Here is a 23,612-nt window from a genome sequence, read left to right on the forward strand (position 1 = left end):
GAAGATCTCCGATGCGGACGCACGACGCAGGATGCGCTCGGGCCCGCACACTCTCGACCACCAAGCCTAACCTGTTTCGACCGGGGAGACGTCGAAGAGAGCGACCCGCGCCGCGCCGATCTGGGTACCGTGGAGGCATGGAGTTCTCAGGTGCGCAGCCGACCGTCGATCTGACCTACTCGGATGTCTTCCTGGTGCCGCGCCGTTCGGCCGTCACCAGTCGGTTGCAGGTCGATCTCGCCCCGCACGACGGCACGCCCGCGACGCTGCCGCTCGTCGCCGCGAACATGAACTCGGTGACAGGGCCGCGCATCGCCGCCGTGCTCGCACGCCGCGGGGCGCTGGGCGTGCTCCCGCAGGACCTGCCGCTCCAGGAGCTCGACGCCGCGATCCGCGACGTGAAGGGGCAGCCGGTGCTCTGGGACACGCCGCTCGTGCTGCCCCCGGAGGCGACCGTCGCCGATGCGCTCCGCCTGCTTCCGGCCGCCGTGGGACACGGGATCGTCGTGGCCCACGGGGCGGCGCCGATCGCTGTGGACCGCATCGTCGGCGTCCTTCCGGCGACGCGTCTGGCGACCGCGTTGCCCGATGCACAGCTCGGCGACCTCGTGCACCGGGGGACGCCGTCCATCGACGCGGACGACATCGGCTCCGAGCGTCACGCCTTCGACGTCATCACCGAGGCGGACGTCGAGATCGTCACCGTCGTGCACCACGGCCACCTCGTCGGGACGCTGAGCGCGCGCGGCGCCTTGCGCGCCACCCTGTACCGCCCGGCCGTGGACGCCGACGGCCGCCTCGCGGTGGCCGCGGCGGTCGGCATCAACGGCGATGTGGCGGCCAAGGCGAAGGCGCTCGCCGCCGCCGGCGTGGACGTGCTCGTCGTCGACACCGCGCACGGTCACCAGGAGGGCATGCTCCGGGCGCTGCAGGAGGTCGCGTCCCTCGGCCTCGGGCTCCCGATCGTCGCGGGGAACATCGTCACCGCGGACGGCGTCCGGGATCTCGTCGACGCGGGCGCCTCGATCCTCAAGGTCGGCGTCGGCCCCGGGGCGATGTGCACGACCCGGATGATGACGGCGGTCGGTCGTCCGCAGTTCTCCGCGGTGCTGGAGACCGCCGAGGCCGCCGCCGAGGCCGGAGCGCACGTCTGGGCCGACGGCGGGGTGCGCTACCCCCGCGACGTCGCCCTCGCGCTCGCGGCCGGTGCCGCCTCCGTCATGGTCGGCTCCTGGTTCGCCGGGACGATCGAGGCCCCGGGGGAGCTCCAGCGCGACGCGGACGGGCGGCTGTTCAAGGAGTCGTGGGGGATGGCGTCCACGAAGGCCGTGCAGGCGCGGTTCGGTCGGCTCGACGCGTACGAGCGGGCGCGCAAGGAGCTGTTCGCCGAAGGCATCTCCTCCTCGAAGATCTATCTCGACCCGCTGCGGCCGGGAGTGGAGGACCTGCTCGACATGATCACCTCGGGCGTGCGGTCGTCCTTCACGTACGCCGGTGCTGCGACCGTGCCGGAGTTCCACGAGCGCGCCCTCGTCGGACTGCAGTCCGCGGCGGGATATGAGGAGGGCAAGGCGCTGCCGGTCAGTTGGTGATCGCCTGCCGCGTCCACAGTCCGCTTCTGTAGAATCGAGCGCACTATGGACGACCCTCCCAGTTGCCGAACATCGCCCCACCGTCCCGTTCTCTCCCCGGAGAGGAAGATCTGATGGACTACATCATGTTGGGCGTGGGGCTTCTGCTCACGGTCGGCACCGGCCTCTTCGTGGCGAGCGAGTTCGCCCTCGTGAACCTCGACCGCGCGGATCTGGAGGCGCGGCAGGCGCGCGGGGAGTCCCGCCTCTCCCTGACGATCAGCGCTCTCCGGCACACGTCGACGCATCTCTCGTCTGCACAGCTCGGCATCACGCTGACCACGCTGCTGACCGGATACACGATGGAGCCGGCGCTGTCGAACCTCCTGCGTCCCACGCTGGTCGCCTGGAACATCCCGGAAGCCGCCGTCGCTCCCATCGCGACCGTGGTGGCGATGTTCGTCGCGACGGTGCTCTCGATGATCCTCGGCGAGCTCGTCCCGAAGAACTTCGCGCTGGCGCTGCCCCTGGCCACGGCCAAGCTCGTCGTGCCCTTCCAGATCGCCTTCACGACGGTGTTCAAGCCGGCGGTGGTCGTGCTGAACGGCAGCGCCAACGGCGTGCTGCGCAGCATGGGCATCGAGCCCAAGGAGGAGCTCTCCGGCGCCCGCAGCGCGGAGGAGCTGTCGTCGCTCGTGCGACGGTCGGCGAGCGCCGGAGTTCTGGAGGCCGACACCGCCACGCTGCTGGACCGCACGCTCACCTTCTCCCGGCTCACGGCGGCGGACGTCATGACGGCGCGCCCGAGCATGCACGCGATCGCCGCCGGCGACTCCGTGGACGACGTGATCCAGCTCGCCCGGCGCACGGGCCACAGCCGCTTCCCGGTGTTCGACGAGGACCTCGACGACATCACCGGCGTCGTGCACCTCAAGGCCGCCATCTCGGTGCCGCGGGAGCGTCGCGCCGAGGTGCCCGTCGGCGCTCTCGCGACCGATCCGCTCCGCGTGCCGGAGACCGCCCATGTCGACGCGCTCATCTCGGACCTCCGCGGCCGGGGTTACCAGCTCGCGGTCGTCGTCGACGAGTACGGCGGGACCGCCGGCATCGTGACCCTGGAGGACCTCGTGGAGGAGCTCGTCGGCGAGGTCTCCGACGAGCACGATCGGACGAGGGCCGGGATCATCCGCAACCGCGACGGGGTGACCTTCCCCGGCGAGCTGCGCCCGGACGAGCTGCGCAGCCGCGCGGGCGTCGAGGTGCCGGAGGGCGATGTGTACGACACGGTCGGCGGCTACGTCATGAGCGTTCTGGAGCGGGTGCCTGTCGTCGGCGACGAGGTGCCCCTGGAGAGCGGCACGCTGCAGGTGGTGCGCATGGACGGACGCCGGGTGGATCGGGTGCGCTACGTCCCGAGACCGGATGCCGTCATCATCGAGGGGGTGTCCCTGTGAGCGATTGGGGAGGCCTCGCCTGGCTCGTCGTCCTGCTGGCGGCGAACGCGTTCTTCGTCGGCGCCGAGTTCGCGGTGATCTCCGCGCGGCGCTCGCAGATCGAGCCGAAGGCGGAGCGCGGCTCGCGTCCCGCCAAGACGGCGCTGTACGCCATGGAGCACGCGACGCTCATGCTCGCGACCTCGCAGCTCGGCATCACGATCTGCTCGCTGCTCATCCTGAACGTCTCCGAGCCCGCCATCCACCACCTGCTCGCCGTGCCGCTGCACGCCGTGGGCTGGTCGGATGGTGCGGTGGACGTCGTGTCGTTCACGATCGCGCTGCTCATCGTGTCGTTCCTGCACGTCGTGTTCGGCGAGATGGTGCCGAAGAACCTCGCGTTCTCGATTCCGGACCGGGCCGTGCTGCTCCTGGCGACGCCGCTGGTGTGGGTGTCGAAGGTGTTCATGCCGGTGATCTGGCTGCTGAACGCGGCGGCGAACGGTGTGCTGCGCCTGTTCCGGGTGGAGCCGAAGAACGAGGCGGCGTCGACCTTCACGCTCGATGAGGTGGCGACGATCGTCAGTCAGTCGCGCCGGGAGGGCGTGCTCATGGACACCGCGGGCACGGTGACGGCCGCGGTGGAGTTCACCGACAAGAAGGCGCGCGACGTGGCCGTTCCGCTGAGCGACCTCGTCACGCTGCCGCAGACGACCACGCCCGACGACATCGAGAAGGCGGTGGCCCGCTACGGGTTCTCGCGCTACGTGATCGTCGACGACGAGGACGTCCCGATCGGCTACGTCCACCTCAAGGACATCCTGCGGGCCTCCGAGGGACCGGACGCCGAAGCCAAGGTGCTCGAGCCGATCCCCGGCAAGCGCATCCATCACATGGTGCCCGTGCAGGAGGACACCGACCTGGAGGACGCTCTCGCCGTCATGCGACGTGCGGGCCGTCACCTGGCCAAGGTCCGCGACGCGCGGGGGGAGACGACCGCCGTGCTGTTCCTGGAGGACATCCTCGAGGAGCTCGTCGGCGAGGTGCAGGACGCGACCCGTCGCGTCCGCGGTCACTGACGCCGCGACACACGAAGGCCGCCGGCTCCCACGGGAACCGGCGGCCTTCGTCGTGGGCGTCAGCGCCAGTGCGCCCGCTCGTACTGCGGCGGCCAGGCGACCTCGTCGCCCAGCTCGTGCGCGGCACGGAGCGCGAAGTGCGGGTCGCGCAGCCACTCCCGTCCGGCGAAGATCGCGTCGGCCGCGCCGTCGGCGAGCACCTGTTCGGCCTGCGCGGCCGCGGTGATGAGGCCGACGGCCGACACCGGGATCCGCCCGCCCTGGCGGACGGTCTCGGCCAGCGGGACCTGGTAGCCGGGGGAGACGCTGATGCGCTGGTGCGCGACGAGGCCGCCGCTGGAGACGTCGATGAGGTCGGCGCCGTGCGCGGTCGCCCAGGTGCCGACCGTCGCGGCCTCCTCGGGCGTGAACCCGCCCTCGGCATGATCGGTCGCCGAGATGCGGACCAACAGCGGCACGTCGTCGCCGGCCGTCTCGCGCACCGCGTCCACGACGCGCAGCAGCAGCCGGGCCCGGTTCTCCAGCGAGCCGCCGTACTCGTCCTCACGGAGGTTGGACAGCGGCGACAGGAACTGGTGCAGGAGATAGCCGTGGGCGCCGTGGATCTCGATGACGTCGAATCCGGCCTCCCGCGCCCGCCGGGTCGCGGCGGCGAACCCGTCGACCACGCGGTCGATGCCCGCCGCGTCCAGCGCGACCGGCGCGGCGAACCCCTCGTAGGCCACGGCCGACGGTGCGGTGGTCGTCCATCCGCCCTCGGCGGCGGGGACCGTGCCGCGCTCGTCCGCCCACGGCCACCAGGTCGAGGCCTTCCGCCCGGCGTGCGCGAGCTGGATGCCCGCTGCCGCCCCTCGGTCGTGGATCGCCCGGACGATCGGGGCCAGGGCGTCGCGCTGCGCGTCGTCCCACAGCCCGAGGTCGCGGGGAGAGATGCGCCCCTCCGGCACGACGGCCGTGGCTTCGGCCACGATGAGTCCGGCGCCCCCCGAGGCGAACTGCGCGAGGTGGGTGTGGTGCCACTCCTGCGCGACGCCGTCGACGGCGCTGTACATGCACATGGGGGACACCCAGAGGCGGTTGCGGAACGTGGTGGACCGGATGGTCAGCGGGGAGAAGAGAAGACTCACCGTTCGACGGTACCGCCGACGCGGACGGGACAGGGCCGTCGGGCTAACGTGGAGTCATGAGCGACGTGCGCGAGTGGTCCCGCAACGACGCGGCGCGGTTCTTCCGCGCTCCGACCGTCGAGGACGACAAGTATTCGCGGGGCGTCGTGGGGGTGCGCACGGGATCGGCCGCCTACCCCGGCGCCGCGGTGCTCGGCGTCGAAGCCGCCTGGCGCACCGGTGCCGGGTTCGTCCGCTACGTGGGCGCGCCGTCGGCGGTCGCGGCGGTTCTCTCGCGGCGCCCGGAGACCGTCGGCGGGCCGGATGCCGGACGCACGCGGATCGGTGCCTGGGTGATCGGCTCCGGGACCGACCCGGACGACCGGAGCGCGACGGAGGCGCAGGCACTGCGGGAGATCGTCGGCGGCGACGTCCCCGTGGTCATCGACGCCGGAGCGCTCGATCTGGCGCCGACCGCACGCGCCCCGTTCGTCGCCACGCCGCACGGCCGGGAGTTCGCGCGGCTGCGGGAGCGCATCGGCATCGACGGGGCCTCGGACGATCTCGCAGATGTCCGCGCCGTGTCCGCCGCGATCGACGGCGTGGTGCTGCGCAAGGGCGCGCGCACCGTGCTCGCCGCACCCGACGGCACGCTGATCGCCGTCGAGGCGGGAACGGGCTGGCTCGCGACGGCGGGCACGGGCGACGTGCTCGGCGGGATCGTCGCCGCCGTGATCGCCGCGAATCCGGACAGCCCGCTCGTCGAGTCCGCTGCGGCGGCCGTCTGGCTGCACGGGCACGCCGCCCGCATCGCCGCCGCGGCGACCGGGGGCGCGAGCGGCCATCCGATCGTCGCGCTCGACGTCGCGGAGGCGCTGCCCCGCGCGGTCGCGGACCTCCTGTCGTGAGGACCTCGACCCGGAGGAGCGCGCTCGCCCTGTGGATCGCCTTCCTCCTCGTCCACCTCGTGACCGCGTGGCTGGGCTGGGTCTACCCGAGCCAGCCCATGGGGGACGTCGTGCTCGTGTACGAGCCCTGGGCCACCGCGGCGTGGAGCGGCGGGGAGGTCGTGGGCGTCACGGAGTCCTGGGTGTATCCGCAGCTCGCGCTCCTGCCGATGATGCTCGCCGCCGGGCTCGCCGCACCGTTCCTCCCGCTGCTCGGCGTCTCCGGCGCCTACCTCATCGGCTGGGCACTGCTGGTGACGGCGCTCGACGCCCTGGCGTTCGCCGTCCTCGTCGGGCGCGGACGCGTACGGGCGCGTCGGACAGCCGCGTGGTTCTGGTGTGCGGCGCTGCTGCTCCTCGGACCCATCGCGCTGTACAGGATCGATGCCGTGACCGTCCCCCTCGCCGTCGTCGCCGGTCTGTGGCTGGTCACCCGCCCCACCATCGCCGCGGCGCTGCTGACGGTCGGCGCCTGGATCAAGATCTGGCCCGGTGCGCTCCTCCTCGCGGCGGTCGTGGCCGGGAGGGCGCGGCTGCGGATGCTCCTGGCCGCCGCGGGGGTCACCGCCGGTGTGGTGGTGGCGCTCCTGCTGCTCGGTGCCGACACCGAGATCCTCGGCTTCCTCACCGCACAGACCGGCCGGGGGCTCCAGATCGAGGCGGTCGCCGCGACGCCGTTCCTCTGGATGGCCGTGACAGGGGCCGCCCGCATCGAGTACAGCTACGACATCCTCACCTTCCAGATCGTCGCGCCGGGAGCGGAGGTCGTCTCCACGATCCTCACCCCGCTCCTCGCCCTTGCCGTGGTCGTCGTCGCCGTCGTCGGCGGGGTCAAGGCCGCGCGAGGCGCGTCGTTCGCGCGACTCTTCCCGCCGCTGGTCCTGCTGCTGGTGACGGTGCTCATCGCCCTGAACAAGGTCGGCTCGCCGCAGTTCCAGACCTGGCTGCTGGCGCCCGTGATCCTGTGGCTCGTGCTCGACCGCCGCCGCGCGCGGGCCGCCGCGGCGCTCGTGCTCGCGCTGTGCCTGCTCACCTGTCTCGTGTATCCGCTGAGCTACGACGGGCTGCTGCGGGCCGAAGCCGCCCCCGTCCTGCTGCTCACCATGCGGAACGTCCTGCTCGTCATCCTCGCCGTCGTGAGCGCCGTCGCGCTCGCGCGGGTCCCCGTCGTCCGCCGTCCCCGAACCCAGGAGTGAACCCATGTTGATCGCCTTCTCCGTCGCCCCCAGCGGCGCGCCCGTCGATGGCACCGACCGCCCCGATGCCTCCGTGCACGATGCGGTGGCCGCCGCGGTGCGCGTCGTCCGCGCTTCGGGGCTCCCGCACCGCACGACGAGCATGTTCACCGAGATCGAGGGGCCCGACTGGGACACCGTGATGGACGTGGTCAAGCGGGCGACCGAGGCGGTCATGCCGTACGGATCGCGGGTGTCCCTCGTCCTCAAGGCGGACATCCGTCCGGGCTACACGGGGGAGCTCGACGCCAAGGTCGAGCGCCTGGAGGCGGCGATCGAGGAGTCCGACGACCGGTAAGCTGAACCGGTGAATCCCTCGACACCTTCGAGGGGTGCGGCGAAGTGGGCGCTCCTCTCCCTCGCCATCGGCAGCTTCGGCATCGGCATGACCGAGTTCGTCGTCATGGGCCTGTTGCCGAACATCGCCGCCGACCTCCTCCCGTCCGTCTGGGCGTCGAGCCAGGAGGAGGCGCTGAGCCAGGCAGGCTGGCTGATCTCGCTGTACGCGCTCGGCGTGGTCATCGGAGCCCCGACCATCGCCGGCTTCGTCGCCCGCTATCCGCGGCACCGGGTGATGATCGTGCTCGCCCTGGCGTTGACGGTGTTCAATGCGCTCACCGTGGTGCTGCCGACGTTCGAGCTCGTCGGGGTATCGCGCTTCCTCGCCGGGCTCCCGCACGGTGCGTACTTCGGCATCGGCGCGCTCGTCGCCGCCGACGTGATGGGACCGGGCAACCGTGCCAAGGGCGTCGCGTTCATCCTCACCGGACTCACGGTCGCCAACGTCATCGGGGTGCCGCTGGGCACCTTCCTCGGCCAGGAATGGGGCTGGCGCGCGGCCTTCGCCGTCGTCGCGCTCGTCTTCGCGCTCGCCACCGTCTTCATCGCGCTGTTCGTGCCCGCGCACCCGGGGAACCCCGGACGCACGATGCGGGCCGAGCTCGGGGTGTTCCGCATCGGTCAGGTGTGGTTCACGCTCGGCGTCGGGGCGATCGGCTTCGGCGGGTTCTTCGCCGTCTACAGCTACATCGCCCCGCTCGTGACGGAAGTCGCCGGATCGCCGGACTGGGTCGTGCCGATCGTGCTCGTGCTCATGGGGCTCGGCATGACCGGCGGGAACCTCGTCGGCGGTCACCTCGCCGACATCGACCTCCGCCGCACGCTGCTGCTCGGTCTCGCCGCGATGGCGGTCGTGTTCGCTCTGCTCGCCGTGCTCTCGTTCTGGATCGTGAGCCTGAGCCTCGTCGTCGTGCTCGTCGGGTTCGTCTCGTCCGTGCTGAGCCCGACGATCCAGACCCGGCTGATGGACGTGGCCGGCGACAACCAGTCCATCGCGGCGGCCATGAACCACTCCGCCCTGAACATCGGCAACAGCCTCGGCGCCTTCCTCGGCGGCATCGTGATCGCAGTCGGCTGGGGCTTCACGGCGCCGGCGTGGACCGGCGCCGTGCTCGCGGTGGCCGGTCTCCTCATCGCACTGGTGTCCTACCGCGTGGAGGCGCGGCGGGTCGCGCAGACGCCGGTCCTCGCATCGTAGAGTGACGGGGTGACCACCCCCGACGAGGACCTCCCGCTCGCCGGCACCGTCGTGCTGCTGCGGCCCGTCGCCGACGGCTTCCAGGTGCTGCTGCTCCGCCGTCCGTCGCGAGGCTCGTTCGCAGACGCCTGGGTCTTCCCCGGCGGGAAGGTCGAGCAGGGGGACCGTCAGCCGGGCGCTGCAGAGGTCGACGACGCGCGTCGCGCCGCCGCCAGGGAGACCGCGGAGGAGGTCGGACTGACGGCGCGCGATCTGGTGCCGCTGTCGGAGTGGCGGCCGCCGGCGGAGGCGCCGGTCCGGATCCGCACCTGGTTCTTCCTCGCCCTCGCGCCGGACGCCGAACCGTCGCCGTCGGCCGACGAGGTCGTCGAGCTCGCCTGGGTGTCACCGGCCGAGGCTCTCGCCCGTCACGCGTCAGGAGAGTGGCGACTCTTTCCGCCGACCTGGCTCACACTGCACCGACTCTCCGCCTTCGCCGATGTCGATGCGGCGCTGGCCTCCGGCGGGGCTGTCGAGCTGTTCCAGACACAGGTGCGCGATGAGGGCCGGGCGTTCGGCTGGGCACAGGGGATCCTCCACGCCCACACCCTGCCGTGGCGGTTCGATCCGGTGTGACGCGGCTCAGGTGTCGAGCAGACGCCGTAGGTGCGCGCCGACGGCCTCGGTCTCGATGAGGAAGCCGTCGTGGCCGAAGTCGCTCGTGAGCACCACCGCTTCGCCGTCGAGCACATTCGCGATGCTCCGCGCGATCCGCTGCTGCCCGTCGACGGGGAAGAGGCGGTCGCTGTCGATGCCGAGGACGAGGGTCGTCGCGGTCACCGCCTTCAGGGCCTCCTCGACGCCGCCGCGGCCGCGACCGACGTCATGCGAGTTCATCGCCTCGACGAGGGTGACGTAGCTGTTCGCGTCGAAGCGCCGCGTGAACTTGTTGCCGTGGAAGTCGAGGTACGACTCCACCGCGAAGCGCCCGCCGTGGCCGAGCGGCGACACGTCGGACTGCCAGGAGCGCTGGAACCGCTGGTTGAGCTCGATCGGGCTGCGGTAGTTCAGCAGAGCCATGCGGCGGGCGAGGGCGAGGCCGCGATGCGGACCGTCGCCGTCCGCGAGGTCGTAGTACTCGCCGCCCTGGTAGCGCGGGTCCATGCGGATGGTCTCCAGCTGCACGGTGTTGAGCGCGATCTGGTCGGCGGTGGTGACCGGGGGAGAGGAGAGCACCGCGAGCCGCTGCACCCGGTCGGGCTGCGACACGGCCCACTCGAGCGCATGCATGCCGCCCATCGAGCCGCCGATCACCGCCGCCCAGCTGTCGATGCCGAGCGCGTCGGCCAGGCGCACCTGCGCGGCGACCTGGTCGCGGATGGTGAGGTAGGGGAAGCGCGACGCCCACTCGTAGCCGTCAGGGGCGATGCTCGCCGGCCCCGTCGATCCCTGGCAGCCGCCGAGCATGTTGGGCGCGATCACGAACCACTCGTCGGTGTCGAGCGGCGCACCGGGGCCGACGACGTCCTCCCACCAGCCGGCGGTCGGGTGGCCGGCGCCGGCCTCGCCGCGCACATGGCTGTCCCCGGTGAGGGCGTGCAGGACGAGCACGGCGTTGTCGCGAGCCGCGTTGAGCTCGCCCCAGCTCTCGTACGCGAGGCGGATGCCGGGGAGCTGGGCTCCGCTCTCGGTGTCGAAGGCGCCGAACGCGGCGAAGCGGCGGCCGCCGACGGGGTCGCCGTCCCGCCACGCGCCGGTGGCCGGCGGGCGGGCACGGAGCAGCCGGACGTCGGCCTCCGTCACCGGTGCCGACGGCACCGTGTCCTCGGAGGTCGTCTGCCAGTCCATGTCTCCATTCTCGCCTGGCCGGTGCGTCCCGGCCCGCAGGTTACGACACCGGACACGACGAAGGCCCCGGACCGTGCGGTCCGGGGCCTTCGCGGAGGCATGCGCTCAGGCGCGTGCGGCCTCGGAGACGGCGCGCGCGGCGGCGAGCGCCTGGTCGAGATCGGCCTTGAGGTCCTCGATGTTCTCGAGTCCCACGGACAGGCGCACGAGGCCGGGGGTCACGCCCGCGGTGAGCTGCTGCTCCGGGGTGAGCTGCGCGTGCGTCGTGGAGGCCGGGTGGATGACGAGCGAGCGCACGTCGCCGATGTTGGCGAGATGGCTGAACAGGGAGAGGCTGTTGACGAACTCTCGTCCGGCCTCGACTCCGCCCTTGAGCTCGAACGAGAGCACGGCGCCGACACCCTTCGGGGCGTACTCGTTCGCCTTGGCGTACCAGGGCGAGGAGGGAAGGCCGGAGTAGTTGACCGCAGCCACGTCGTCGCGGCTGTCCAGCCACTCGGCGATCTCCTGGGCGTTCTGCACGTGGCGCTCGATGCGCAGCGACAGCGTCTCGACACCCTGGATGAGATTCCACGCGCTCTGCGGGGCGATGGCCGAGCCGAGGTCGCGGAGCAGCTGCACGCGGGCCTTGATGATGTAGGCGAGCGGGTCGCCGACCGCGGCCGTGTAGCTGGCGCCGTGGTACGACGGGTCCGGCTCGGTGAGCCCGGGGAACTTCTCGACGTTCTCCGACCACGCGAACGAACCGCCGTCGATCACGACGCCGCCGATCGTGGTGCCGTGGCCGCCGAGGAACTTCGTGATCGAGTGGACGACGATGTCGGCGCCGTGCTCGAACGGACGGATCAGGTACGGCGTCGCGATGGTGTTGTCGACGATCAGCGGGACGCCGTTCTCGTGGGCGATGTCGGCGACCGTGCGGATGTCGAGCACGTTGATCTGCGGGTTGCCGATCGTCTCCGCGAAGAAGAGCTTCGTGTTCGGACGGACGGCGCGGCGCCACTCCTCCGGGTCGTCCTGATTCTCGACGAAGGTGACCTCGATGCCGAGCTTGGCCAGGGTGTACTTGAACAGGTTGTAGGTGCCGCCGTAGATCGAGCTCGACGCGACGAAGTGGTCGCCGGCCTGCGCGATGTTGAGGATCGCGAAGGTCGAGGCGGCCTGGCCGCTGGAGAGGACGAGGGCGCCGGTGCCCCCTTCGAGTGCGGCGAGGCGCTGCTCCAGGACGTCCTGGGTCGGGTTCTGGATGCGGGTGTAGATGTTGCCGAACTCGGCGAGCGCGAAGAGGTTCGCGGCGTGGTCGGCGCTGTCGAACACGTAGGACGTGGTCTGGTAGATCGGCGTCGCCCTGGCCTTGGTGACGGGGTCGGGGGCGGCGCCCGAGTGGATCTGCTTGGTCTCGAAACGCCAGGTCTCGGGTGCGGACATGTGTTCCCCCTGGAACGGTCGGAAGGTCGGATGGGCTGGTGCCCTTGCAGCGAGAGTACGGAATATCGCGCCGTGTCAACAGCGACCGGGAAATGTGACGTAACACGGCGTGCGGTCCGGAACGGGCGGAACCCGCGCGGACATCGTACGGTGGAAGACATGGCCAACAGACGTGGAGTGGTGACAGGTGCGAGTTCCGGGATCGGTCAGGCGACGGTGCGGGTGCTGCGGGCGCGGGGGTGGGACGTCGTCGGCGTCGCCCGCCGTGCGGACCGCCTCGCCGCTCTCTCCGCCGAGACGGGGGCGTCGACCATCGCCTGCGACCTGACCGACGACGCCGCGGTGACGGCGCTCGTCGGAGAGCTGGAGCGCACGGGCCCGGTCCACGCCCTCGTCCAGGTCGCCGGCGGCGCGCGGGGGACCGACCGCGTCGAGGACGCCGCGCTCGCCGACTGGCAGTGGATGTACGACGCGAACGTGCTCGCCACGCAGCGCCTCGTGGCGGGGCTGCTGCCGCTGCTGCGCCGCACCGCGGATGCGGACGGTCACGCCGACCTCCTCTTCGTGACCTCGACGGCCGCGCAGACCGCCTACCCGGGTGGTGCGGGGTACAACGCGGCGAAGGCTGCGGAGGCGATGCTCGTCCGGGCGCTGCGCCAGGAGCTGAACGGCGAGCCGCTCCGCGTGGCCGAGGTCGCTCCGGGCATGGTGCACACCGAGGAGTTCACGCTGAACCGGCTCGGGGGCGACGCCGTCGCGGCGGAGGCCGTGTACTCGGGCGTCGAGGCGCCCCTCCTCGCCGAGGATGTCGCGGACGTCATCGCCTATGCCCTGGAGGCCCCCGCTCACGTGAACCTCGACCTCATCACGATGCGGCCGGTCGCTCAGTCGGCGCAACACCTGCTCGCGCGGGGTCCGCTGCGGGTCCGGCCCGTCGAGTGACCGGAGGACGCACCCTCGCCGAGCTCGCGGACGAGGGACTGATCGACGCGGGGTGGGCGGAGGCGCTGGCTCCGGTGCAGGACACCATCACGGCGCTCGGGGAGCGGCTGCGCGCCGAGCAGGCCGCGGGTCACGGGTACCTTCCCGCGGGACCGAACGTGCTGCGGGCCTTCCAGCGACCGCTCGCCGATGTCCGGGTGCTCATCACGGGTCAGGACCCCTACCCGACCCCCGGCCACCCGATCGGGCTGTCGTTCGCCGTCGACCGCGACGTGCGCCCCTTGCCGCGGAGCCTGATGAACATCTACAAGGAGCGCGAAGCAGACCTCGGGCTGTCGCCCGCGCCGCACGGCGACCTCACGGCGTGGAGCGATCAGGGCGTGCTGCTGCTGAACCGCGTCCTGACGGTCCGCCCCGGAGCCGCGGCCTCCCACCGCGGCTGGGGGTGGGAGCAGGTGACGGAGCTCGCGATCCGCACCCTCGTCGCGCGCGACCAGCCGCTCGTCGGGATCCTCTGGGGACGTGACGCGGCGAATCTCCAGCCTCTGCTCGGCGACACCCCGGTGATCGCCTCGGCGCATCCGTCCCCGCTCTCCGCCAGCCGCGGCTTCTTCGGGTCCCGCCCCTTCTCCCGCGCGAACGCGCTCCTGGAAGAGCTCGGCAGCGCTCCGGTGGACTGGAGGGTGGAGGGTGAGGGGCCCGGCTCCCTAAGCTGAGCCCATGCAGTTCGAGCCCGGGGACCGTCGTCGCGTTCTCCCGCGTCATCTGCGACCGGCCGCCGCACCGGACACGTTCTCGTACGCGATCCGCCCCGCCAGGGCCGCAGACCTCCCGCACGTGCGCGAGATCTACAACCACTTCGTCAGCAACTCGGCCGTCACTCTGGACGAGCGCCGCAGCAGCATCCCGTACTGGAGAGACAAGTTCGAGCTCCTGGAGCGGCTCGGGCTGCCTTTCCTCGTGGCGGTGTCGCCCTCCGGCGCGATCCTCGGCTATGCCCTCGCGCAGCCATGGGCCGGGAAGAACGCCTACCGGTACACGGTGGAGGACTCCATCTACCTCGGGCCGGGCGCGGCGGGGAAGGGACTCGGCTCCGCTCTCCTGCAGGCCCTGATCGACGCCTGCGAACAGCGCGGGCTCCGCGAGATGGTCGCCGTCGTCAGCGATCAAGGGGCGGACGCCTCGATCCGGCTGCACGAGAAGCTCGGCTTCGTGGAGGCCGGGCGCATGGGGCGGGTCGGCCGGAAGTTCGGTCGTGACCTGGGCACCGTCTACCTGCGCCGAGCCCTGCGCCCGTCCCGCCCCCGCCGTCGCCTCTCGCTCTTCCCGCGCTGACCCACCCCTTTGTGTGCGCCCCGGCCCCTTGCGGACGCGCGCAACGGGGTGGGAGGCACGCAAGGGGGTGGGTCGACGATCAGGCGTCGGGGATGACGGGGATCGCGGAGAGCAGCGTGCGGGTGTAGTCCGCCGACGGGTGGAGAAGGACGTCACGGGTCGGACCGCGCTCGACGATGCGGCCGTCCTTCATGACGACGACCGTGTCGCAGAGGTTCTGCACCACACCGATGTCATGGGACACGAGCAGCAGCGTGAACTCGTCCGCGACCCGCAGCTCCGCGAGGAGCTCGAGGATCTGCGCGCGCACCGTGACGTCCAGCGCCGACAGCGGTTCGTCGCCGACGAGGATCCGCGGACGATGGACGAGCGCGCGGGCGAGGGCGATCCGCTGCCGCTGCCCGCCGGAGAACTCGTGCGGGTAGCGGTCGCCCATCTCGGGGTCGAGGCCGACCTGGGCGATGACCTCTCGTACCCTGGCGCGATGATCTCCGTCGATGCCGAGCGCCCACAGCGGCTCCCGCACGATCTGCCCGGCCGTCATCCGGGGGTCGAGCGAGGCGTAGGGGTCCTGGAAGACGAGTCCGGTCTGCCGGCGCAACCAGTGCAGCGATCGTGCGGAGGCAGTGGCATCGACGGTCCGGCCGTCTATCGACACGCTCCCCGCGGTCGGACGGTCGAGCCCGAGCAGGAGCCGCACGAGGGTCGACTTCCCGGATCCGGACTCGCCGATGATCCCGACGGAGGCGCCCTCGGGGACGTCGAGGTCGGTCGGCTCCAGCGCCGTCTGCCGCCGCGTGCGCTCGAACGCCGTCCGCTCCGGCAGGACGAAGTCCCGCCGCAGCCCTCGTGCTTCGATCAGGCTCATGCCGTGCCTCCGTCGGGACGCCAGAGAGTCGCGGTCGCGTCCCGCAGCAGGCCCTGCGTGACCGGTGAGGAGGGCGCGGTCAGCAGCCGCGACACCGGGGCGCTCTCGACGACGCGACCGTGCTCCAGCACCACGCCCGCGGTCGCCACCTGGGACAGCACCGCGAGGTCGTGCGTGATGAACAGCAGCGACATGCCCTCGTCGGCCACGAGCCGGAGCAGCAGCGACAGGATCTCCGCCTGGATCGTCACGTCCAGGGCGGTCGTGGGTTCGTCCGCGATCAGCAGCCGCGGACGGCAGGCGAGGGCCATCGCGATCGCCACGCGCTGCCGCTGACCCCCGGAGAGCTGGTGCGGGTACCGGTCGACGATGGTCTCCGGGTCGGGAAGCCGCACGCGGGCGGCTTCGGCGATCGCCCGGTCGCGCGCCTCGCGCCGCCCGAGGCCCTCGTGGATGCGGATGGATTCCGCGATCTGGCGGCCGACGGTGCGGATCGGGTTGAGCGCGGTCCGCGGCTCCTGGAAGACGATGCCGATGTCGTCGCCGCGCAGCCGGGCGAGATCGCGGTCCGGCATCCCGATCAGCTCGGTGTCGTCCCACCGGATGCTCCCGTGCGCTGTCGCCCCGTCCGGCAGGAGCCCGAGGACGGCGAGCGCGGTGAGGGACTTGCCGGAGCCCGACTCGCCGATCACGCCGAGGCGCGCGCCGTCGGGCACCTGGAACGACACGCCGTCGACGACGCGCCGTCCGTCGATCTCGATGACGAGATCCTCGACCGTCAGACTCATGCGACCACCGCCGGTGTGTGCGTCTCGGCGGCGCGGTGCCGCAGCGTGGGATCCGTGGCCTCGCGGAGCCCGTCTCCGAGCAGGTTGAGGGCGAGCACGGTGAGGGTGATGGTGAGTCCGGGCCAGATCACCGTGAGGGGATGCACACCGATGTAACGCTGCAGATCGGCGAGCAGCAGCCCCCAGCTGGGCTCCACGACCGAAGCGCCGAACCCGAGGTAGGACAGGCCGGCCTCCGCGAGGACGGCCACGGCCATCGACCACGACAGCTGCACGATGAACACCGGCGCCACATTCGGGAGGAGGTGACGGACGAGGTTCTGCGCGGGGGTGAGGCCGGACGCGCGCGCCGCGAGCACGAAGTCGCTCTGCTGTACGCGGCGCAGCTCCGGACGCGTGACCCGCGCGATGTTCACGCCGAACCCGATCCCCACCGCCCAGATCACGACCCAGAGCGAACCGCCCCACACCGACGAGATCATCATCGCGATCAGCAGCACGGGGAAGGCGATGAGGATGTCGACGAGCACGGCCACCGTCTCCCGGACGAGGCGGGTGGTCAGGGCGCCGAGGGCGGCGAGGGCGATGCCCACGAGCGTCGCGACGAGTCCGGCACCCACGCTGACGAACACGGTCGTCCGCGCCCCGGCCATGAGCAGGCTCAGGATGTCGCGACCGGTGTCGTCCGTGCCGAGCAGGTGCGGCCAGCTCGGCGGCAGCCAGCGGTCGCCGATGTTCGTGGCCCGCGGGTCGAACGGCGTCCAGAAGAGCGACACGACGGCCGCCAGCGCGACGACGGCGATGACGATCAGCCCGAAGCGACCGGTCGAGGTCCGCCACAGCCGGGGGAACCAGCGCGCGCTCATGCGGCCTCCCGCTGTCGAGGATCGATCGCCCGGTGCAGCAGATCCACGAGGAAGCCGACCACCAGCACGAAGCCGGTCAGCACGAGCAGCTCGCTCTGCACCTTGACGAGATCCCGGGTGCCGACGTCGGTCACGAGCATGCGGCCGATGCCCGGAAGCGTGAACAACTGCTCGATCACGACCGAGCCGACGATGATCCCGGCGACCTGGAGGCCGAGGACCGTGATGATGGAGAGCCCGACCGCGGGGATGCCGTGCTGGATGAGGGCGCGGGTCTTGGTCAGTCCCTTGGCGGCCGCGGTGCGGACGAAGTCCTGCCCGGCCGCCTGCAGGGTCGCGCTGCGCACGAAGCGCATGAGCATGGCCCCCTCGACGATGCCGATGGTGAGGGCGGGCAGCAGCAGCGCCTCGATCGCCCTGCCCGGCGTGGACCATCCGGTGCGGGGGAAGCCCTGGGGCGGCAGCCAGCCGAGCCACACGGAGAACACCACGATCAGCATCATGCCCGCCCAGACGACGGGCACCGCCGCGAGCGCCTGCGCGCCGACGCTGAGGGCGGTACCGTCGCGATGGCCGCGCCGCAGGGCGGCGAGGATCCCGAAGGGGACGGCGATCAGCACGGCGATCGCCAGCGACATGATCCCGAGCGGGACGGTCACCTGCGCCTTCAGCAGGAGCTCCTCGCCGACGGATGCGCCGGACAGCAACGACGTGCCGAGGTCGCCCCGGAGGATGCCGGCGATCCAGTCGGTGTACTGCACGAGCAGGGGCTGGTTCAGGCCCAGTGACTCCCGCAGGGCCTCGACCTCGGCGGGCGAGGCCTGCGTGCCGGCGATCAGCTGCGCGACGTCGCCGGGGAAGACCCGCAGCGTGAGGAAGATGAGCGCGCTCGACACGAGGAGCCCCGCGATCAGCAGGGCCCCTCGGACGAGCGCGTAACGCAGCACGGGGAGTCGGCCGTCGTCAGCTCGCCGCGGAGACGGTCACACCCGCGAGGTCGATGCGCGAGTTGATCGAGTCCTCAGGGAAGCCGCTGACGAGCGGGCTCACGGCGGTGATCGTCTGGCCGTTGTAGAGCCAGTCGGCCGCGTGGTCCTCGGAGACGATGCGGGCCGCCTCGGCGAGGAGCTTCGCGGAGGCGTCCGCGTCGACCTCCGCCATCGCCTGCGCGTAGAGGTCCTGCACCTCGGCGTTGTTGTAGCCGAAGTAGTAGTCCGGATTGGCGAAGTTGCCGAAGTCCCGCGGCTCGACGTGCAGGACGAAGCTGAGGTCGTAGTCCTTGTTGGTGTAGACGTCCTCGAGCCAGGTCGGGAACTCCACGGAGTCGACCTCGAGGTTCACACCGACCTTGTCGAAGTCCGAGATGAGGACCTTCGGCACGGTGGTGCCGTAGAACGACGGGATCGTCAGGGTGAGGTCGAGATCCTCCTGGCCGGCCTCGGCGAGCAGCTCCTTCGCCCGGTCGGGGTCGTAGGAGATGACGTCGGAGAGGTCCTCGTAGCCGGGGTCGAGCTCGGGGATCGGACCGTACAGCGGGGTGCCGGCGCCGACGGCCTCGATGAGCGCGTCGTGGTCGATCGCCAGGCGCAGAGCCTCTCGCACCCGGACGTCGTCCAGCGGGGCTTTCTTGTTGTTGAAGGCGAGCGTGGCCTTGTCGGTCGTGCGGCCCGTCGTGAGCGCGAAGTCGCCCGAATCCTCGAGCTGGGGAGCAAGGTTGGGGTCCACAGCGGTGAGCACGTCGACGTCGCCGGCGAGAGCGGCGTTCACTCCGGCCGTGAAGTCGGGGATGTACTGGAACTCGACCTCGGCGACGCCGGCCGGCTCGCCCCAGTACTCGTCGTTGCGGGCGAAGGTGATCGTGCTGCCCTTGTTCCAGCGCGTGAGCGTGAAGGGCCCGGTGCCGTTCTCCGCGGTCTTGAGGTCGGTGGTGTCGCCCTTCTTGAAGACGAGGCCGGCCGGGCCGGTGAGCGAGAAGAGGAAGTTCTGGTTCGGCTCCGACAGCACGATCTGGACGGTCGTGGCGTCCGGGGCCGAGATCGAGGCGACGGACGCGAACTCCGCGTTGCCCTGCACCGTCGTGTCGGTGCGGACGGTCTCGTACGACGCCACGACGTCGGCGGAGGTGAGGGGCGAGCCGTCGTGAAAGGTGATGCCTTCGTTGAGGGTGAACGTGTAGGTGAGGCCGTCGTCGGACACCTCGTAGTCCGAGGCGAGCCGCTCGACGATCTCGTTCTCCTGCGTGCGGCTGACCAGTCCTTCGTAGATGTTGTCGATGAGGACCTGCTCGAGAGCGGCGCCGCTGGTGTGCCGGATGTCGAGGTTCGTGGGTTCGAGCACGAGACCGACGTGCAGGGTGGCGTCGGGGTCGGGCTCGCCGCCCGCGGACGGGGCGGGCGCGGCGGAGCCGGAGCAGGCGCTGAGGATCACGGCGGTGGCCGCGAGCGCGGAGATCAGCGCGAGGCGTCGATGACGTCGGAACATGGGTGTTTCCTCTCGGTGCGGCAGGTGCTGTGTGCCGGTGGGACGAGCCTAGGGTCGGGCAGAGCTATGCGGGGCGGGTGCGGAACGGAACGTCATATTCCGGCCGTGACCGCGGAGGCGACGAGTGCCGCGAGGTCACGAGGTGCCGTCTCCTGCACGTTGTGCGTGGCGTCCAGCACGACGACGCGGGCGTCGGGGAGCCGCTGCTGGAACTGCTCCGTATCGGCAGCGCTGACGAAGCCGCGCTCGGCGCGGACGAGCGTGACGGGCGCTGCCACGGCCGCCAGATCATCCCAGCCGGTCTCGTGCAGCACCGAGGGGGCCGCCGCGGTGCCGGGGTCGTGAGCGGCCAGCGCGGCCGCCGCGAGGTGCGCGAAATGGTGCTTCCACTCCACGCGCCCGTCTGCACGCACGCGCGTGTTGAGGAAGACGCCGCGCTCCGTCTCGGGGCGGGTGCCGCCGAATCCGAGGGCCATCGCCTTGTCGACGAGCTCCGCACGGCTGGCGAAGTCCGTCGGGCCGGCGTAGAACTCGCGCAGGGCGGCGGGGCCGGCGGAGACATCGATGCCGGGGGTGATGTCCACGACGACCAGCGCCGCCACCAGGTCGGGTCGGGCCGCGGCGACAGCGGCGCCGGTGAGCCCGCCGAGAGACTGTCCGACGAGCACCTGCGGCCGGGACGTCCATGCGTCCAGCGCGGCGACCACGTCCGCGGCGAGGGTGCGGGGGGAGTAGTCCGCATCGTCACGCCAGGCGGAGTCGCCGTGGCCGGCGAGGTCGATCGCGAGGAGCGGCTGTCCGAGCGCCAGCGCCGTCGTGTCCCACGTGTGGGCGTTCAGCCCCGCGCCGTGCAGGAGCGTGATGCGCGGGGCCTCGGTGCCGAAGCGCAGCGCGCTCACGGACCGGCCGTCGGGAAGGGGGAGGGTCAGTCGCTCCACCGTCGGGAGCGGGACGCCGAGAGCATCGGCCTGTGCGGGAAGATAGGAGAACTCGCTGCTGTCGATCGCCACGCGGCTATTCTGCGCCCGAAATCGCCGCCACGGGAAATGCGAGAGCACATCGACAATTCAGCACCGGTATTCGGTGTGCGTTCAGCTCAGATTTTGCGCAACATGCTTGTCGATCTGCATTTCGACCTCCCCTCGGGGTGCCGCTCTCCCGCGCACTCGCCGGAATATCATGGGGGTATGAGCGAACAGCGCGTGCACCTGTCCAAGACGGAGCCTGCGGCCTATCAGGCCCTCGACGCCTTCTCGAAGACGGTCGGCACGATCTGTGCCGAGAACGGGATCGACGATCGGCTGAAGGAGATCGTCATGATCCACTGCTCGCAGCTGAACGGGTGCAGCTACTGCACGCGGATCCACGTGGACCGCGCGGTCGCCGCCGGGCTGGATGTCGACACGATCAGCCAGATCGCCGTGTGGCGTGAGAGCGGTGTGTTCAGCGATCGCGAGCGTGCCGCGCTCGAGCTGGCCGAGGCCTTCACCTTCATCGCGGAGGACGGCATCTCGGACGAGGTCTACGACCTGGTGGGGAGCGTCTTCACGGAGAAGGAGTACGCCGCGCTGAGCTGGGCGTGCGTGTCGATCAACGCCTTCAACCGCATCGTCATCGCCGGGCGCTACCCGGTGCCCCCGCGCGGCTCTCAGGCGGGCGCGTGACGGTCCTCGACGTCGAGGGCGTGACCAACGTCCGGGACGTCGGCGGGATCCCCGCGGCGGGTGGACGCATCCGCCACGGCGTTCTGCTGCGGTCCGGTCAGCTCTCCACGGCGACGACGAACGGCGCCGCGCGCCTGCGGTCGGCGGTGCGCCGCATCGTCGACCTCCGCGACGGCGAGGAGGTCGCCGCGGAACCGAGCGAGATCGAGGGCCCGGAGACGACCCACCTTCCGCTGTTCCTCGGGTCGGTGCGCTCCTTCTTCGCGTCCGACACGAGTCTCGACGACCTGTACCTGCATCTTCTGGAGGAGAGTGGCGAGCGGCTGGTCGCCGCCGTCCGGGTGATCGCCGCGGGGGAGCCGACGCTGGTCCACTGCACCGTGGGCAAGGACCGCACGGGGGTGACGGTGGCGCTGGCGCTCTCGGCGGTCGGCGCCGATAGGGAAGCCGTCATCGCCGATTACGCTCTCACCGAGTCGCAGTTGCCGGCCGAACGGTCACGGCGCATCGCCGCGTACCTGCGGTCGCAGCATCCCGAGGCGGTGCACGCCGTGGATCTCGCCACCCGCTCACCGGCCGAGGTGATGCGTCGTCTGCTCGCGGAAGTGGACGAACGGTGGGGGTCGGCCGCCGGCTATCTGCGCGCGAACGGCATGACGGATGACGAGCTCGCCGCTCTGCGCGATGCGCTCGTCGAGCCGGTGTCGGAGGATGCCGCCGCCGAAGGTTAGGCAAGCCTTCGCTTGGTGTACGATGGGATCACCATGGACACCACGCTCGACACCCGGGGCACGCGTGCGGCACGCCGCGCGGCGCGCCGTCGCGCACACCACCTGGTCACCGCCGACGAGCATTCGCTGCTCGACCTCGAGGCGTTCCTCGCGACTCTCCCGCTCTGTGCGTCCGGTCGCATCTTCATCGAGGTTCCCGATGCCTCCGACATCGGCGTGATCCATGCGCCGGGCCGCATGACGGTCACCTGGCTCGCGCGTTCGGCGCGCTCCGGAGCCCCGGGCAGTGGGCGCGGCTGCACCCCAGGTCAGGCGCTGGCCCGAGCCACGTGCGCATGGGCTGACGAGATGCTGCTGGATGACGAGGTCGAGACGCACGTCACACTGCTCGGCGGCTACCTCGGCACGGCCGACATCGTCGAGCACCTCACCGACCGCCTCGGCGTCGCCACGCACCGCATCCGCGTGCCGGAGCGCTTCGGTCTGCTTCCTGTCGAGAACTGAGTCAGCGGGTGGGGCGCACGTAGTTGCCGTCTTCCAGTCCTGCTTCGATCTCGAAGCGGTTGCGCAGCGGGTCCCGTCCCGCGAACAGGTAGAGCACCGGCATCAGGAAGCCGTAGCGCAACCACTGCTGCTTGTGGACGGCCTCGTGGCGCAGCACCGCGTCCGTCGGCCGCGCGTCGCCGGTGAGGAAGCACCCGCCGACGCAGACGCCGCCGCGGTGAAAGGTCCACCGCGGCATGCCGCGGAAGACCCAGAGTCCGCCGCGCCGTTCGATCGGACCGGTGCTCCACAGCGTGCCCCAGATCCAGCCGACGGCCGTTCCCCAGAGGTAGCCCAGTCGGCTGATCGGCGAGCGCAGCAGGAACGAGGGGATGCGGCGATCCGCCCGGCGCCCGCGGGCGAGGCGTTCCGCCGCGATCGTCTCCCAGCCCGCCCTGGGACTCATGCGACGGCTCCGACGAGGCGCAGGATCGCGCCGAGATCGTCGACCGCGTCGGCGGGCGTACGGGGCGCGAAGCCCGCGATGGTCGCCCCCGCCAAGGGGACGCGGGCCCGCAGTTCTCTGATCGCCGTGCTCAGAGACGTCGGGGTGACGCCGAAGGGGACGGCAGCGGAGACCCCGGTGAAGGTCGCGGGATCGAGGACGTCGACGTCGACGTGGACCCAGACACGCTGGGCGCCCGTGGCCTGCACGGCGTCGGCGAGCGCCCCCGGGTCGTCCAGGTCGGCCACCCCGAGGTCCCGGAGGCGGTCCAGTTCGTCGGTCTCGGCGTCGTCCACGTTCCGGACGCCCACGGTGACGACGCGGTCCCGGGGGATGCCGGGGGAGAGGGCGAGCTGCGGTTCTCCCTCACCGAGGACGGCGCGCAGCGCCATGCCGGAGAACGCACCGGAGGGTGATGTGTCCGGAGTGTGCAGGTCGGCGTGCGCATCGCACCAGACCACCGCGAGGTCGTCAGTGCCTCCGGGGAGCGTGTCGAGTGCGGCGACGGTGATGCTGCAGTCGCCGCCGATCAGCACGGTTCCGGCTTCGAGATGCCCGGCCACGAGCTCCCGGGTCCGCGCGAGCGCGCTGAGTCGTCGGACGCCCGTACCCAGCGATTCCCCCGCCTCGACGGGGACGTCGAGGACGGTCGTCGCCGCACGCGGCAGATCGCCCGCGATGGCCGACGCGCCGTCGACGAGGAGCATCGCGCGGGCGGCGGGTGAACCCTGCCACTGCGGCACGACGAGGAAACGCACCATGGAGACCTCCCGGAGACGGAACGGC

Annotated in this window: 25 protein-coding genes; 14 read left to right on the top strand and 11 right to left on the bottom strand. The window is 71.4% G+C overall.

Features of this window, described 5'->3' with window-relative positions; all coding sequences use genetic code 11:
- The first annotated feature begins 137 nt into the window (after positions 1-137).
- The 3 genes from guaB1 to RI211_RS06505 all read left to right on the top strand — a co-directional run bounded on the left by guaB1 (position 138) and on the right by RI211_RS06505 (position 4,083).
- Positions 138-1,592, top strand: a complete 1,455-nt coding sequence (guaB1, locus tag RI211_RS06495) for a GMP reductase (protein WP_315637099.1) — start codon at positions 138-140, stop codon at positions 1,590-1,592.
- A 113-nt stretch (positions 1,593-1,705) separates the two neighbouring features.
- Positions 1,706-3,025: a hemolysin family protein gene (locus RI211_RS06500; protein ID WP_060923227.1), complete on the top strand. Its 1,320-nt coding sequence runs from the start codon at positions 1,706-1,708 to the stop codon at positions 3,023-3,025.
- On the top strand, positions 3,022-4,083 hold the full coding sequence (locus RI211_RS06505; RefSeq protein WP_187663746.1) for a hemolysin family protein: 1,062 nt from the start codon (positions 3,022-3,024) through the stop codon (positions 4,081-4,083). Before RI211_RS06500 ends, RI211_RS06505 begins: the two co-directional genes overlap by 4 nt.
- Positions 4,084-4,142: 59 nt before the next feature.
- Here the strand turns inward: RI211_RS06505 and RI211_RS06510 are convergent, their stop codons facing one another.
- Positions 4,143-5,210, bottom strand: a complete 1,068-nt coding sequence (locus tag RI211_RS06510; protein ID WP_315637098.1) for an NADH:flavin oxidoreductase/NADH oxidase — start codon at positions 5,208-5,210, stop codon at positions 4,143-4,145.
- A 56-nt stretch (positions 5,211-5,266) separates the two neighbouring features.
- On the opposite strand from RI211_RS06510, the gene RI211_RS06515 reads away from it, so the two are divergent.
- The 5 genes from RI211_RS06515 to RI211_RS06535 are packed head-to-tail and all read left to right on the top strand — an operon-like array spanning position 5,267 to position 9,523.
- Positions 5,267-6,097, top strand: a complete 831-nt coding sequence (locus RI211_RS06515; protein ID WP_315637097.1) for an ADP-dependent NAD(P)H-hydrate dehydratase — start codon at positions 5,267-5,269, stop codon at positions 6,095-6,097.
- On the top strand, positions 6,094-7,332 hold the full coding sequence (locus RI211_RS06520; protein ID WP_315637096.1) for a hypothetical protein: 1,239 nt from the start codon (positions 6,094-6,096) through the stop codon (positions 7,330-7,332). The genes RI211_RS06515 and RI211_RS06520 overlap by 4 nt, the downstream gene beginning before the upstream one ends.
- A gap of 4 nt (positions 7,333-7,336) precedes the next feature.
- Positions 7,337-7,669 carry a thiamine-binding protein gene (locus tag RI211_RS06525; protein ID WP_315637095.1) on the top strand — a complete coding sequence of 111 codons (333 nt, stop codon included), beginning with the start codon at positions 7,337-7,339 and terminating at the stop codon, positions 7,667-7,669.
- A gap of 9 nt (positions 7,670-7,678) precedes the next feature.
- Positions 7,679-8,908, top strand: coding sequence for an MFS transporter (locus RI211_RS06530; protein WP_315637094.1), 1,230 nt, complete (start codon positions 7,679-7,681; stop codon positions 8,906-8,908).
- A gap of 9 nt (positions 8,909-8,917) precedes the next feature.
- The gene (locus RI211_RS06535) at positions 8,918-9,523 is read left to right on the top strand and encodes an NUDIX domain-containing protein (protein WP_315637093.1); all 606 of its coding nucleotides are present in this window, start codon (positions 8,918-8,920) and stop codon (positions 9,521-9,523) included.
- A gap of 6 nt (positions 9,524-9,529) precedes the next feature.
- On the opposite strand, the gene metX is transcribed toward RI211_RS06535, so the two are convergent.
- Complete coding sequence (gene metX / locus RI211_RS06540; RefSeq protein ID WP_315637092.1) at positions 9,530-10,735, bottom strand: homoserine O-acetyltransferase MetX; 1,206 nt, start codon at positions 10,733-10,735, stop codon at positions 9,530-9,532.
- Between the two features lie 105 nt (positions 10,736-10,840).
- Complete coding sequence (locus RI211_RS06545) at positions 10,841-12,163, bottom strand: bifunctional o-acetylhomoserine/o-acetylserine sulfhydrylase (RefSeq protein WP_025103077.1); 1,323 nt, start codon at positions 12,161-12,163, stop codon at positions 10,841-10,843.
- 159 nt (positions 12,164-12,322) lie between these two features.
- Here RI211_RS06545 and RI211_RS06550 point away from each other — a divergent pair, with 159 nt between their 5' ends.
- Genes RI211_RS06550 through RI211_RS06560 form a run of 3 tightly spaced genes read left to right on the top strand, consistent with a single transcriptional unit; the run spans position 12,323 to position 14,440 of the window.
- A complete protein-coding gene (locus RI211_RS06550; RefSeq protein WP_315637091.1) occupies positions 12,323-13,105 on the top strand; it encodes an SDR family oxidoreductase in 783 nt (260 codons plus the stop codon).
- On the top strand, positions 13,102-13,821 hold the full coding sequence (locus tag RI211_RS06555) for a uracil-DNA glycosylase (protein WP_315637090.1): 720 nt from the start codon (positions 13,102-13,104) through the stop codon (positions 13,819-13,821). Before RI211_RS06550 ends, RI211_RS06555 begins: the two co-directional genes overlap by 4 nt.
- Before the next feature lie 4 nt (positions 13,822-13,825).
- Positions 13,826-14,440, top strand: a complete 615-nt coding sequence (locus RI211_RS06560) for a GNAT family N-acetyltransferase (protein ID WP_315637089.1) — start codon at positions 13,826-13,828, stop codon at positions 14,438-14,440.
- Positions 14,441-14,519: 79 nt separating this feature from the next.
- Here the strand turns inward: RI211_RS06560 and RI211_RS06565 are convergent, their stop codons facing one another.
- The 6 genes from RI211_RS06565 to RI211_RS06590 all read right to left on the bottom strand — a co-directional run bounded on the left by RI211_RS06565 (position 14,520) and on the right by RI211_RS06590 (position 20,453).
- A complete protein-coding gene (locus tag RI211_RS06565) occupies positions 14,520-15,308 on the bottom strand; it encodes an ABC transporter ATP-binding protein (protein ID WP_315637088.1) in 789 nt (262 codons plus the stop codon).
- Positions 15,305-16,096 carry an ATP-binding cassette domain-containing protein gene (locus RI211_RS06570; RefSeq protein WP_187663759.1) on the bottom strand — a complete coding sequence of 264 codons (792 nt, stop codon included), beginning with the start codon at positions 16,094-16,096 and terminating at the stop codon, positions 15,305-15,307. Before RI211_RS06570 ends, RI211_RS06565 begins: the two co-directional genes overlap by 4 nt.
- Entirely contained in the window at positions 16,093-16,962 is an 870-nt protein-coding gene (locus RI211_RS06575) for an ABC transporter permease (protein ID WP_315637087.1), read from the bottom strand. The genes RI211_RS06570 and RI211_RS06575 overlap by 4 nt, the downstream gene beginning before the upstream one ends.
- Positions 16,959-17,909 (bottom strand): ABC transporter permease, encoded by a 951-nt coding sequence (locus RI211_RS06580; protein ID WP_259955117.1) that lies wholly within the window; start codon positions 17,907-17,909, stop codon positions 16,959-16,961. The genes RI211_RS06575 and RI211_RS06580 overlap by 4 nt, the downstream gene beginning before the upstream one ends.
- Before the next feature lie 16 nt (positions 17,910-17,925).
- Positions 17,926-19,443 carry an ABC transporter substrate-binding protein gene (locus RI211_RS06585; protein ID WP_315637086.1) on the bottom strand — a complete coding sequence of 506 codons (1,518 nt, stop codon included), beginning with the start codon at positions 19,441-19,443 and terminating at the stop codon, positions 17,926-17,928.
- 92 nt (positions 19,444-19,535) lie between these two features.
- Positions 19,536-20,453: an alpha/beta fold hydrolase gene (locus RI211_RS06590; protein ID WP_315637085.1), complete on the bottom strand. Its 918-nt coding sequence runs from the start codon at positions 20,451-20,453 to the stop codon at positions 19,536-19,538.
- A gap of 177 nt (positions 20,454-20,630) precedes the next feature.
- Here RI211_RS06590 and RI211_RS06595 point away from each other — a divergent pair, with 177 nt between their 5' ends.
- Genes RI211_RS06595 through RI211_RS06605 form a run of 3 tightly spaced genes read left to right on the top strand, consistent with a single transcriptional unit; the run spans position 20,631 to position 22,342 of the window.
- Positions 20,631-21,107, top strand: a complete 477-nt coding sequence (locus RI211_RS06595) for a carboxymuconolactone decarboxylase family protein (protein WP_315637084.1) — start codon at positions 20,631-20,633, stop codon at positions 21,105-21,107.
- Positions 21,104-21,838: a tyrosine-protein phosphatase gene (locus RI211_RS06600; RefSeq protein WP_315637083.1), complete on the top strand. Its 735-nt coding sequence runs from the start codon at positions 21,104-21,106 to the stop codon at positions 21,836-21,838. Before RI211_RS06595 ends, RI211_RS06600 begins: the two co-directional genes overlap by 4 nt.
- A gap of 33 nt (positions 21,839-21,871) precedes the next feature.
- Entirely contained in the window at positions 21,872-22,342 is a 471-nt protein-coding gene (locus RI211_RS06605; RefSeq protein ID WP_315637082.1) for an SIP domain-containing protein, read from the top strand.
- 1 nt (position 22,343) lies between these two features.
- Here RI211_RS06605 and RI211_RS06610 read toward each other — a convergent pair whose 3' ends face one another.
- Both RI211_RS06610 and RI211_RS06615 read right to left on the bottom strand, forming a co-directional pair.
- The gene (locus tag RI211_RS06610) at positions 22,344-22,787 is read right to left on the bottom strand and encodes a Fe-S oxidoreductase (protein WP_315637081.1); all 444 of its coding nucleotides are present in this window, start codon (positions 22,785-22,787) and stop codon (positions 22,344-22,346) included.
- Entirely contained in the window at positions 22,784-23,587 is an 804-nt protein-coding gene (locus RI211_RS06615; RefSeq protein WP_315637080.1) for an arginase family protein, read from the bottom strand. Before RI211_RS06615 ends, RI211_RS06610 begins: the two co-directional genes overlap by 4 nt.
- Between the last annotated feature and the right edge of the window lie 25 nt (positions 23,588-23,612).

This window comes from Microbacterium meiriae (genome assembly GCF_032364335.1).
In the GTDB taxonomy this organism is placed as follows: domain Bacteria; phylum Actinomycetota; class Actinomycetes; order Actinomycetales; family Microbacteriaceae; genus Microbacterium; species Microbacterium meiriae.

Excerpts from the sequence above, each read along its gene's own strand:
- RI211_RS06610 (WP_315637081.1), bottom strand. The coding sequence starts at position 22,787 with ATGAGTCCCAGGGCGGGCTGGGAGACGATCGCGGCGGAACGCCTCGCC.
- guaB1 (WP_315637099.1), top strand. The coding sequence starts at position 138 with ATGGAGTTCTCAGGTGCGCAGCCGACCGTCGATCTGACCTACTCGGAT.
- metX (WP_315637092.1), bottom strand. The coding sequence starts at position 10,735 with ATGGACTGGCAGACGACCTCCGAGGACACGGTGCCGTCGGCACCGGTG.
- RI211_RS06575 (WP_315637087.1), bottom strand. The coding sequence starts at position 16,962 with ATGAGCGCGCGCTGGTTCCCCCGGCTGTGGCGGACCTCGACCGGTCGC.
- RI211_RS06550 (WP_315637091.1), top strand. The coding sequence starts at position 12,323 with ATGGCCAACAGACGTGGAGTGGTGACAGGTGCGAGTTCCGGGATCGGT.
- RI211_RS06515 (WP_315637097.1), top strand. The coding sequence starts at position 5,267 with ATGAGCGACGTGCGCGAGTGGTCCCGCAACGACGCGGCGCGGTTCTTC.
- RI211_RS06615 (WP_315637080.1), bottom strand. The coding sequence starts at position 23,587 with ATGGTGCGTTTCCTCGTCGTGCCGCAGTGGCAGGGTTCACCCGCCGCC.
- RI211_RS06525 (WP_315637095.1), top strand. The coding sequence starts at position 7,337 with ATGTTGATCGCCTTCTCCGTCGCCCCCAGCGGCGCGCCCGTCGATGGC.
- RI211_RS06605 (WP_315637082.1), top strand. The coding sequence starts at position 21,872 with ATGGACACCACGCTCGACACCCGGGGCACGCGTGCGGCACGCCGCGCG.
- RI211_RS06545 (WP_025103077.1), bottom strand. The coding sequence starts at position 12,163 with ATGTCCGCACCCGAGACCTGGCGTTTCGAGACCAAGCAGATCCACTCG.
- RI211_RS06565 (WP_315637088.1), bottom strand. The coding sequence starts at position 15,308 with ATGAGCCTGATCGAAGCACGAGGGCTGCGGCGGGACTTCGTCCTGCCG.
- RI211_RS06570 (WP_187663759.1), bottom strand. The coding sequence starts at position 16,096 with ATGAGTCTGACGGTCGAGGATCTCGTCATCGAGATCGACGGACGGCGC.
- RI211_RS06595 (WP_315637084.1), top strand. The coding sequence starts at position 20,631 with ATGAGCGAACAGCGCGTGCACCTGTCCAAGACGGAGCCTGCGGCCTAT.
- RI211_RS06585 (WP_315637086.1), bottom strand. The coding sequence starts at position 19,443 with ATGTTCCGACGTCATCGACGCCTCGCGCTGATCTCCGCGCTCGCGGCC.
- RI211_RS06560 (WP_315637089.1), top strand. The coding sequence starts at position 13,826 with ATGCAGTTCGAGCCCGGGGACCGTCGTCGCGTTCTCCCGCGTCATCTG.
- RI211_RS06500 (WP_060923227.1), top strand. The coding sequence starts at position 1,706 with ATGGACTACATCATGTTGGGCGTGGGGCTTCTGCTCACGGTCGGCACC.